We start from the raw sequence: 10,968 nt of genomic DNA on the forward strand, positions 1-10,968 counted from the left end.
GCCCTCAGCCAAATGCAATCGCCGAATCAGCGCCCAATCTTCCACTGTGATCACCCATCCAATCGTTCAGACTAGGTGGCTCAACTTTCAACCGTCACAATGGCTCACTTTTCGACCGTCACCGACATCCATGAATGCGATTGAATCGATGTGCGCAATCCGCGGACTGATCCAGTCTCCGCCGAGTTCCAGATCCAATATTGACGTCATGTCTCCGATTGGCGACAGATCCGATGCCCGCTTGAGCGACTCGATTCTGAGGGTTTCGATATTCGGCAGATAGCGCAAGGGCTCGACGGATTCGACGCTCGACGCTCCACCCAGCACTAGCTCTCGAAGCTGGGACATCCCGGCCAACGCAGCCAGGTCGTTGAAATCACCCCATTTGACTTGGAGTCTCACCAGCTGCGACTGGAGGTTCAGCGAATTGAACAATCGTCTCGGAGTGCGCGAGACGAACTCGAGTTCCCGAATTGGACTTGGACCAGCTTGGAAAAATTCCAGCCACTCATCGACAAATTTTACCGCTGCCCGGGCAGTGTACTCGGAGCCGAGTTGCGTCGCACTGATGCGAATCGACTCCTGGCCGTCATATTCGGCGACCGTGGTGATCGCGGGAATTTCACGCCACCGCTCGCTATAGGTGCGATCGTCTGTCATGACCCCAGTGTTTCACTGATTACCGTGACGACTGGCCCACTCAGTCGCACACACGGAACCTCCTGCGGGACGGATCATAGTGTCAGGGTTACTCGCAAGTGATTTGGACAGCATGTGCCTAGTTCCTTCGAACTGGGGGCCTTAACTATTGTCCCTTGGCAGATAAACGCTAGTTGAGTAGTAGGCGAGCATTCTCACTCACCAGTTTTCACTGCCCGGCTATGAACTACGGACAGATTGGCTCGCGGGAAAAGTCGGAAAGGTCAGGACTGTGTTGGATGAGCAGATCCTCGAATTTAGACCACCCGTTGTCGAACACGTAGTGGGCTTCGGTGTGTGTGTGATGGGGACCAGCCATACGAAAACCACCACATGCTCTCCAGTGTCGTAGGTCGAAAATGCATCGGGTTGATGGACCGGCGGGGCGACATAGAAGGCCACCATTGACGAACCAGGAATGAGTGGACCGCGGGGACCGACGACTTGACCCCTCAGTAGTGGCGCTGCCCCTTCAATAGATTCCACGGCAATTTGGTGCAGAAGTGCCGGTATCTGGCTACTGACTTGGTCCTCCTGAACAGTGATCATGAACTCATGACGAATTTGCCGCGAGTCATTGTCGAGGTGGAACGGGATTCTGCTCAGTCCAAGTGTTGAGAAAGAAACTAGTGACGAGTCAGAAGCAACATCAAGCTGCACAACCTGAAATCTAGTCTCGTGCTCGTCCGGATCAGTCCAACCCCCTGAAATTGTTCCCAGATATTGCTCCAGGTGGCCAATCAGGTCGCCCATGGTCTGCTCCTAACGCTCGATTCGTCAAATTGGAACGCCGCATTCTAGGTTTCGGAAATTGGTGTCGACAACAACTAGAGTATTCGCACGTGCTAGGTCAATCGGGGAACCTTGAACGGGACAGAATGATTGCTCGCTAGCTAGCGGCGAGTGAATCCCTCGTCGTGCCAGTACGCGGCCTGTGCGGCCGTGCGCCGCAGAATCGCGTCGGCGGAGTGCGGTTCAGGCCACAGCATCAGCTCGTAGGAGTCGGGCGCGGGATGATCGACATCGGCATTGGACTGCGCGTGGCCGGCGTCCAGGCCCCGCGCGTTCCAGCGAACCCGGTAGCTGGCGGACGGCAAATCGAAGCGCGCAACAGGGTCTTCCGCCCAGCCGGCGAACGCGGCCTCGCCCGCAGGGACAAGGCTCGCCTCGACCACTTCCTCCCACTCGCCGAGGTCGGGCGCGTCGTCCCATAGACTGACTCGCACAGGAACCCAGCCGGTGTGCGTCCCCGTGATGAGGAACAGCGCCCCGGCGACCGTCGCCCCGCACAGCCCGTTCACCTGACCGATGAACGCGACATCGGGGATCGGCGGCTCGACTATCCCTGTCGTCAGCGTCATCTGCGCATACGACGTGAACACCAGGCCGTCAAAGAGCACACGCATGGTCTTATCCTTCCCCGACGCCCTGAGCGACCGGCCACAACGCTGAACGGGATGAACTAGACGGACAGAAGTAAGGGTTTCAGGAGATTGTCACCGTGCCCGATTGAGGGGAACAATTCTGCAAGGTTGCGGGGTGAAAAAAGGTGGGTTGGTCCGGCATTCTGAATTGCTTCCCACGACCACCAGAAAAACTCATGGAGACCCTCATTGAGCAGAGCCTCCCGACTCCAGAATCCTTGTGGTTCGAACCGATCAATCTCGACCAGAAAGTAGTCATTGACTACGCCTTCATATCCATGGCATATGGAGTTGTCTACGATTTCCTGGCGCCAAACCAGAGGTGGCTCAAGAAGACTCAAGTCGAGTCCAATTTCTTCCTCAAGCTCGCGAGTAAGCGCCTCAATCGGCGTTTCGCCTGGTTCGATCCCTCCGCCGGGTGCGGCCCAGACAAAACCATCAGGGGTTCCGTGACTGCCTAACAGCAGATCACGGTCAGGAGTGAGAATCAGAGCTCTTACCGAGTGGCGCATAAGGGGACCTGTCATGCGGTCACCTTACAGGACGTCATAAAGAGCATCTTCAGACGAGTTCCAGATGCCGAATCTCTATCGGGACGTGACGTCTGGTCGGTGGCCCCATATGCTTTGGTGGCGCTCCTTCAACAGCAGATGGGTCGCGATGGCCAATATGATTCCCATTGAACAAACTGAGCTTGCGATGGCGAAACCGTCCTCGCGGTACCTGCTCAGGCCGATGGTGGCTGGTAGCCACATCACGAGCCAGATGAGCACATCGATCCAGCATCCCCAACGGTTGCCTTTCTGAACACCAATGAGTGCCATCACTGCGAGCAGCGAGATGCCCAGCCCGCCCACGATGCCGATGTAATAGCCCCTAGTCACATCGTTGTCGGCATAAGCACCGGCTGCCTCATACAGGGCGACGGCATTGGCCTTTTCCTGGGACTGCCAAATAGCCAGAGCAATGCCGCCAGCCACGAGCAGGATATTCACCCCGAGTGCGGCAATGTGTGCAGCCGACACGACGCGCATCTGTTCCCGGTCGCTTAGTGACCTACGAACTTTTCCTTCGTTACCAGGAGCTGCCATGATTCATCCAAACCCGGCAGCGCTTGTCGCTGCATCCTCCCGTAGGCGGAACGCTCTGTGGGAAAGATTGGCTCGGAATTACGAGTCTTTGTAAGTATGCCGAGGGACGCTGCTGTTGGCTGATAGATTCTTGAGAATGCAGAGACGTTTGAGCGCGACAGAGGTGGCTGACTTTGAGGCGACTTGGGAAAAGAAGTGGCCTGAATTGCGGCCAAACGAACGCGCCATTCGTACATCCAAATCATATGTGCCGGTCACTTTCAGGGACTACGTTGAAAGCAAGTTTGACTCAGTACGGATTCGACCAAGGCTTGCCGAACGGACTCTGGCTCAAACGAGTTTATGTGAGACCGTCCTGAAACATCTTCAGATTCTTCGCATGCTTCAGTGGTCCTACTCGGCCAATCGTAAGGGCCTTGTTGTCATCACCAGATCCTTGCCGGGACCCGAAGGAATTGCAGAAAGCCCGGTGAGGGCATACTGGAAGACAGTCCAGGAAAATTCGGAACTTGGCGGGGTTCCACAGGAGTACCACCTGTATTTGAGCCTAATAGATCCGCGATATTTTGATCTGATTCCTTACATACTTGCCGATGGGAGCAGTTTTGCTGAGGGAGTTTTGATCTGCCCATTGTCACTGCAGTATGTTTACAGCCCAGGGCGGCTGGGAGCCGATATTGCGGCTGAATCGGAAGTTGTTAAGTTTGCAAAGATGGGGCCGTTCGAATGGATTGGCCACAAGAAGTACCAGGCCGGGATCAAAGTAAAGTCCATGAAAGTTGATTGGAAGAACTATCGCGGAAAGAAGAAGGATCCGAATTTCCTCGGTTCGAACCGAACCCCAAAGCTTGAAGAGCTCGAGGAGCTTCATTGGCGTTGGGAACAAGGTTGGTTTGATCGCACCCTGGCAGGGGATCAGTTTCGTGGCAGCAGGGCAGAAACCCATTGGTTGCGGCTTCATAGCTTGCCTGAGTCAAAGCGCTATCCCGATACGGAGGCTGAATATCAAGAAGTTGGTCATAGACAACTGACGCTTGTCCGTGAACTGTGTACGCGATTCGGTTCTTCGCCGGGTGAACTTCTAGTGCTTACCCCCTCTGTTTCTGGAACGGATGTGCCCGCTCGACGTGAGTTTGCGTTCCGGGAAATCTTGCCTGAAGCACGGTGCTGGCAATCAATTCCCTATGACCTAACGGGTCGAAATTCGCCGACGTGGACACATGTCTTTGTTTCAGAGGTTTCACTTGAGGATGCGCGAATGCGGCAACTTCTCAGGGCTGCTGCGGACGGACCGGCGTGGGACGTCGTCATTTTTCCGCCAACTCTTGAATGGACTTTCCACCCCTACGACGGTGGGAATGACATCGTATGCTCCGATGAAGACTTTGTTGACGAGTTGCAAGTGAAATACAAAGACTGGCTTTCGACTCATCCGTCAGGGTTATAGCGGCAACAACATCGGTGGTGTTGTCCCGAAAGGGCTTTCCCGTATAGGCGTGGGCAAAGGGTCCCGCAAGCCGGTCCCTCACTGGTTCAGCCACCACCAAAAATCCCCGGAACAACTATGTCGTTTTCAGAAGTCGGCTGCACAAATTTCAATACTCGTCTGCACAACCCCGGTGCGTCCGTATGCGGAACCTCCTGCGGGACGGTAATAGACGAATCGTGCCTATGCGTACGCAGGCTATAGTGCAGAACAAGACACCCGAAGTTGGGGCCCAATCGTACTGCGATCACTCATCAAAGTAGGCACGAAACGGATTGACTCACCGGCGCCCCGGATCACCGGCACCGCGGCGGTTAGCTGCCGGCCACAATCCAAAACGTGCCGTAGGTACGGCATCCCTCGGGAATCGTCCAGTCCTCTGCGATACCCTGGGCTTCACCCCCTCCGAGTTCCACGGTGTCACCGGCTGACACTTTGCCCAGAGTGCGCAACGTTCCGCTGAATGTCAGCATGTCGCCGGACCACGATGCGGTTCTCTCGGTGAAGACGGGCACCACATACCCGTTAGCCTTTGAATCTATGAACGTGCAGCCGAGCTCATGCCGAAGGATACCGGTCAACAGTCCTGAATCGCCTTCTGTGATGCCTGATGATGGCCGAATGGCGAGATCGGAAGTGTCTCCGGCCGGCGAACATGCTGCCAGCATTCCCGCCAAAGTCAAGGCCATGGTCATGGCCGTGAACGTTGCTGTTGCCGACATTCGCCGGATTAATACATACTCGGGCGAATTCATAGGAGCGAAACACCCATGTTGGAGAGATATGAAATCTTGGAGAAGAAGCCATATCCACTCCAGCCTGTCGCGGGTCCACCCTTGTGGATTCCGTACGCCGTACCGCCGGAAAACCATGGACCGCCACTGTCGCCAGGGGCAACATTGAGGTTTGGTCCGGATACATACACAAATGTCGCAGCGCATGTGCCGCCGGGGCATGCACCCGCATAGCTTGGTGTGTAGCTGGTTGAACCAACAATTCCGCAGGAATATCCTGTTGTCAGCCCGCGGTGGCAGAGGAAAGCGCCCGACCATGCGCTACCTGTGCCAGTCTGGGTCGTACGGGTCGTGGAGCTCGAACCATAGAATTGAGCTGCTGGTGTAGACCCATTTGCCCGCGACCATTCCAAGTCTGCGTATATGTTGTGGTAACTGTTCCAGAAGGTTGCGGAGTTTGTCGCAGCACCTGTCGGGGTGAGTGCGTAAGACTGGGGATTGGGGCAGTGGCCCGCCGTGGCATATCCTCGTACGTTTGCGCTGTTCCTGACCGTGAATCCCGTGGTGCATCCAACGCTTAAACGTGTTCCCCCGTAGGCCAAATCAGAAAGTCTCTCTCCTGAAGTTTCGATGCGGATTGGAATATTTGTCTGGTCTTGAAGTTCCTTCAGGACGGAGTACTTGTCGCTCGTCGGGCCCAGATTCACAAAAAGTCCGCCTAGTTGTGAATCCACACCGACTCCTTCGAGGTGTTCACTCCCTGACAGGGACTCAGCTGCTTCAACGAGTTCCCTTTCTGAGTATGCCGCGTTGTAGTCGATGGAAACATTGATTTCGAGTTTGGACAGAGTCGATTCAACCTCGGGCAATATCGGTCCGCTGGTCAGGCGCACGGAGACCCCGAACTCAGGAACATGGGTGAACCATGCCCCGGCAAAGCGTTCTCCGGCAATTTCTTGGATGGTATCGAGCGTTCAGGAGGCATTGGCCTGCGACTTCAACTGCCGGAACGCGACGTCGCTGGAGACATTGAATTCTTGGGAGTATTTTCCTGCATCGTCCAACAACGCTTCGGAGTGTGTCATTGCATCAAATTTCGCCGGCATTTCAGTAGCGGACGCGATCCCACCACTTCAGATTACTAAAGCGACTATCGCAATGGTCGCCATTAAACCGTGTAAATTTCGCATGTCCCCACCTCGCATTCGATGAATTTGAGGACACTATGTAGAATCCCCACAATTCCCAACAGCTTGGGGAAAAGATACCACGGCTCTATTAGAGCTACAACGACTTGACGAGACTGCATTAGTACGCGCTCGAAATCTCTAGTGCAAGTTTTTGGAGTCTTGGAAGGATGGGCAGTGTCGCTACCGAGTTCTGCGCCGCACCGGATGGCTGAAGCGGCTGGAGCAGAATCTCCACTGAGCCGTCGGCGTCTGTCACGAGACCTGCGGGGTCGTTCACGCTCGCCCGCCCGGTGTGTGTGTGTGTGTGTGTGTGTGTGTGTGTGCGTGGGGCGTAAGCCGGTCCGGTTCCAGGACGTGGAACCACCAAGCGCACCAGTGGCGGCGGCCGTACCGCAAGGGACCCTTACCGGACATTTCTGCAATCCTTGGCGTTGGATCATGTGGGGCTGGCGGGGATCTGGCGGGAACCGCACCCGGTCTAGCCGGAGATATGGCCCCAAAAGCCAACACTGCGAGCCCGGATTTCGAGTGGTACGCGGATCGGACTGTCACACAGAAGTTTCGGTCCGCGAGCCAATCCACCTCGGCATCAGTGGCAGTTGACCTGATTCCGATCAAATGGTTCCGGATCGTACAAATTGTCGATGCTGAGTTCTCCACTATCGATGAGCGGCTGCAACGCCTTGTGCCTTGCGATGCTTTGCGTACGTGTCCTGAAAACATAAGCGTCGGCGATGGTAAGCTCCCCGCCGGATGCAGTCCACACCAGTGTGTAGTCGCCCGCATTGATTGGCCGGTATACATCATAGGTATGCCATTTTCCTGCCGACCTGCCGACTCCCATGATGCCAACGGAATAGACCTCCCCTTGACTGCCACCAAACATTGCGGTCTCCCGTACGACCGCTCTACAGCCATCCGGTCCATGGGGATCCAGGATGACGTTACTCGTACCCAAGTCGAAAAACGCCACCATCGCGCTGCCCGCCCCAACAACGCTAACCAGCATAAAGAAGGCAACGGAACGCATCAGTCCCCAGCGCCCATCATCCCTTCTCGGGCCTGGCCTCCTGCTGCCACGAACGATCCAAAGGACCCAGAGCACCAGCGAAGCCAGCAAAAGACCACTGCTTAGTATCCAGGCGCGGATGACATGTGAGCCAACTACCAGGATCCACCCGTTGAAGAACCCAATGATCACTCCGAAGCCGAGCAACAGAGAAACGATGCTGGCCAAATACACTCGTGACCTGACTGGCAGGTAGCGCTTCTTGTCTGTCTCCATCGAAGGATCCTATCTGGCGTGAAAACTGACGATGATTGGAGTGGTTATGGACGGCCAGAACCAAAAGGGGAAAACATGAACGCCGTTTGCAAAGTGAGGCTGCACCGGACTGTCACAATTGGAACCCGCAAGCGGTCTTTTTCACCACTTGAACAGTCGTATCGTCCCGCAAGGGGTCTGTCCGCATAAGAGAATTGCACTGTCCCGTATGACGGTCCCTCACTGGTTCAGCCACCACCAAAAATCCCCGGAACAACTATCCGTGTGCTTCAGTGTTCGCCTGATTCCCGTATACCCCGCCCGCAAAAAAGCCCGGTGAACGGGCCCTATACGGGACATGATTTGAAGGCGTTCAGGCGCGATCGAGTCATGGTCTGGTAGTCCATGCGTAGTGAGATTGGTTCACCTTAGATGAGACGGAACACTGAGCCCTGTCGCATTCCGCGCCCGTCCCGCATATTTGTGCCTGTTCCACGGGGCGCAAATATGGGGGATGGGCGCTTTTCTTTTTGCCGGTAACCGCTAGGTCCACCCCCTGCCAGACGGGGTAATAAATTCCGTAGATCATTGCGCGTTGCCTACTTGCATGCTTGTATACAAGTCGTGAATGTTCGTTTTCCGTGACCCGATTGCTTCGCGGAGAAGTGACTGACATGGCATGAAACCTCAAAAGTCCTGGCAAGGTCCACCCCCACTCCGTTCGACACAGCCGCCCTGGCAGTGCACCAGCAGCAGCCGCCGAAGCCACAGCCACCAAAAAGTAGCAGGGAAGAGAGACAACGATGCTCGTCGATCGATGGGGCCGGGAAGAACGCCCGAATGATGCTCCGGAAACGTCCGTGGACTTCACCAAGATCCACGTGGTGTTCAAGACCCACCTGGACATCGGCTACACCGATCTTGGCAGAAACGTGCTGCGACGGTACCGAGAGGAGTTCATCCCCGGTGCCATCCGTCTCGCGCGGGACCTCGCGGAAAAGAAGGGCCGTCCGGAATTCGTGTGGACAACGGGTTCCTGGCTGATCACGCATGCGCTGCGGGACGGATCGGCCGCCGAGCGGGCCGATCTGGATGCTGCGATCCGGGAGGGCCTGGTGGCGTGGCACGCGTACCCGCTGACGACGCAGACGGAGCTGCTCTCGCGGGGCATGCTCGATCACTGCATGAGCTATTCGGCGCGGTTGGATGCCGAGTACGGCCGGCACACGACGGCGGCGAAAATGACCGACGTGCCCGGCCACACGATCGGGCTGGTGCCTGCGCTCGCCGCGGCGGGTGTGAACTACCTGCACATCGGCGTGAATCCTGCCTCCCCGGTGCCGGATGTGCCCGAGCACGCGCTCTGGCGGGCGCCGGACGGCAGTGAGGTGGTGCTGTCCTACGACCCCGCCTACGGCTCGGACCCGGAGCGCGCGACGGTGCGCCCGGTGCCGGGTTCCAGTGAGGGCCTGTTTTTCTCGTTCACCAACGACAACCATGGACCGCCTGTCGAGTCGGACGTGCTCAGGTTGATGGACAAGTTGCGGGAGAAGTACCCCAACGCGGAGGTTGCAGCATCGGACCTGAACGGGTTCGGACAGGCCGCATGGGATGCCCGGGCGTCGTTGCCCGTGGTGACGCAGGAGATTGGCGACTCGTGGATCTACGGAATGGCTGCCGACCCGATTGTCACCAGTACGCTCAAGCGCATGGAGGGGCTGCGCGCCGGGTGGCTCGTCGACGGCAGCCTCGCCGTCGACGATCCGTCTGAGCGGGCCCTGTCCGAGCAGTTGATGCTCATCGCCGAGCACACGTGCGGGTACAGCCACACGCGTTACTTGCCGGACTACGTCTCCTATGACAAGGAGCTGTTCCGGGCGCAAGTCGAGCGCGATGTCATTGACACAGACCAGACAATCCCGCCCACGCTGTCGTACACACGCTGGGCTCTCCCTGAGGGTGAACAGCACAGCTACTCCCGGGCCATGGAGTCCTTTGATGAGAAGCGTGCGGACGCGCTCAGTGCCGTGGAGGCGTTGCCGCCGTCACTGCGCTCGCAGGCGCAGAAGGAGCTCGACCGCTCGGTGCCCGATGTGCCCGAAACGGCAGTTCCGGTGGATGGTGTGGCCGGCACTGGGCGGGTGCGGGCCGCGATCGGCACCGATGGCTCGCTCGTCGAATTGCTGGTCGACGGCGTCGAGCTCCTCACCGACGCCGAGGGGGCGGTGTCGCAGGCCGGTGGCAATGCGGCTGGGTCTGTGCGCGCGCTCGGTGCCTATGAATACTGGGCCTACGGTGCCGCCGATGTGCAGCAGTGGGTGAATGACTACGTGCGGGAGCCCTATCGAAATGGCTTCTGGGCCATCCCGGAACTGGGCAAGGCCGGGTTGGAACTGCTCCGGCCGGTGCCCACAACGCGGCGATTCCTGCCGCGGGTCATCGACACCGTGACGTGGGAAGCCGACAGCGAGCTGCACGTGCGCAGTCGCCTGCAGATGCCCGAGGAGGCATGTGAGAAGGCGGGCGCGCCCCGGAAAATCGCCATCGAGCATGCCATATCGGTGGATGCGGATTCGGCCGCCACGGTTCGCACCACACTCTGGCTGGGTGACAAGGATGCCATCAAGGCGCCTGAGTCATCGTGGTTGCGCTTTGACCCGGCCACGCGCACCCCGAGCCGTTGGCGGCTGCAAAAGTCCGGCGCGCTGGTCGATCCGAGCGACGTGGTCCACGACGGCGGGCGTACCTGGCACGCCGTCGAAGGCGCCCACTACGAGGATGCCTCGACTGAGATCTGGGTCAAGCCGCTCGATGCGCCGGTGCTGAGCTTGGGACGGCCCCGCATGTACGAGTTCGACAACGACCCGGGCAGTGCCGCCGACGGTTTCGCCTTCACGCTGCACAACAACGCATGGAGCACCAACTTTCGCCCCTGGTTCGATGAGGATGCACGATTCGAGGTCGTGACGCGGCTGCGCCGAAGTTGAGTGCGTGTTTGGAAGGCACGCAGGCCCGCGTCCTCAGGGGTTAACGCATTCCGCGCCCGTCCCCCGCTTGTGCGCCCGTTTCAACGGGCGCAC

9 protein-coding genes are annotated in these 10,968 nt (G+C 57.7%); 2 read left to right on the top strand and 7 right to left on the bottom strand.

All coding sequences use genetic code 11. The annotated features are described in order from the left end of the window. Positions 1-87 precede the first annotated feature (87 nt). The 5 genes from PCK14_RS18950 to PCK14_RS18965 all read right to left on the bottom strand — a co-directional run bounded on the left by PCK14_RS18950 (position 88) and on the right by PCK14_RS18965 (position 3,214). Positions 88-660: a hypothetical protein gene (locus tag PCK14_RS18950; protein ID WP_269940079.1), complete on the bottom strand. Its 573-nt coding sequence runs from the start codon at positions 658-660 to the stop codon at positions 88-90. Between the two features lie 219 nt (positions 661-879). Then, on the bottom strand, positions 880-1,452 hold the full coding sequence (locus PCK14_RS19385; protein ID WP_442864766.1) for a suppressor of fused domain protein: 573 nt from the start codon (positions 1,450-1,452) through the stop codon (positions 880-882). Between the two features lie 140 nt (positions 1,453-1,592). Then, the gene (locus PCK14_RS18955) at positions 1,593-2,105 is read right to left on the bottom strand and encodes a hypothetical protein (protein WP_269940080.1); all 513 of its coding nucleotides are present in this window, start codon (positions 2,103-2,105) and stop codon (positions 1,593-1,595) included. A gap of 56 nt (positions 2,106-2,161) precedes the next feature. Beyond that, a complete protein-coding gene (locus tag PCK14_RS18960) occupies positions 2,162-2,650 on the bottom strand; it encodes an NUDIX domain-containing protein (protein ID WP_269940081.1) in 489 nt (162 codons plus the stop codon). A 60-nt stretch (positions 2,651-2,710) separates the two neighbouring features. Beyond that, the gene (locus PCK14_RS18965) at positions 2,711-3,214 is read right to left on the bottom strand and encodes a hypothetical protein (protein WP_269940082.1); all 504 of its coding nucleotides are present in this window, start codon (positions 3,212-3,214) and stop codon (positions 2,711-2,713) included. A 136-nt stretch (positions 3,215-3,350) separates the two neighbouring features. Here PCK14_RS18965 and PCK14_RS18970 point away from each other — a divergent pair, with 136 nt between their 5' ends. Next, positions 3,351-4,661, top strand: a complete 1,311-nt coding sequence (locus tag PCK14_RS18970) for a DUF3885 domain-containing protein (RefSeq protein ID WP_269940083.1) — start codon at positions 3,351-3,353, stop codon at positions 4,659-4,661. 353 nt (positions 4,662-5,014) lie between these two features. Here the strand turns inward: PCK14_RS18970 and PCK14_RS18975 are convergent, their stop codons facing one another. After that, the gene (locus tag PCK14_RS18975) at positions 5,015-5,455 is read right to left on the bottom strand and encodes a hypothetical protein (protein WP_269940084.1); all 441 of its coding nucleotides are present in this window, start codon (positions 5,453-5,455) and stop codon (positions 5,015-5,017) included. Positions 5,456-7,213: 1,758 nt separating this feature from the next. Continuing rightward, on the bottom strand, positions 7,214-7,909 hold the full coding sequence (locus tag PCK14_RS18980; RefSeq protein WP_269940085.1) for a hypothetical protein: 696 nt from the start codon (positions 7,907-7,909) through the stop codon (positions 7,214-7,216). Positions 7,910-8,748: 839 nt separating this feature from the next. Between PCK14_RS18980 and PCK14_RS18985 the strand changes: the two genes are divergently transcribed. Continuing rightward, positions 8,749-10,875 (top strand): DUF5054 domain-containing protein, encoded by a 2,127-nt coding sequence (locus PCK14_RS18985; protein ID WP_269940086.1) that lies wholly within the window; start codon positions 8,749-8,751, stop codon positions 10,873-10,875. The last annotated feature ends 93 nt before the right edge of the window (positions 10,876-10,968 follow it).

Origin of the sequence: Arthrobacter sp. HY1533 (assembly GCF_027568515.1) — a bacterium.
Classification (GTDB): Bacteria; Actinomycetota; Actinomycetes; order Actinomycetales; family Micrococcaceae; genus Specibacter.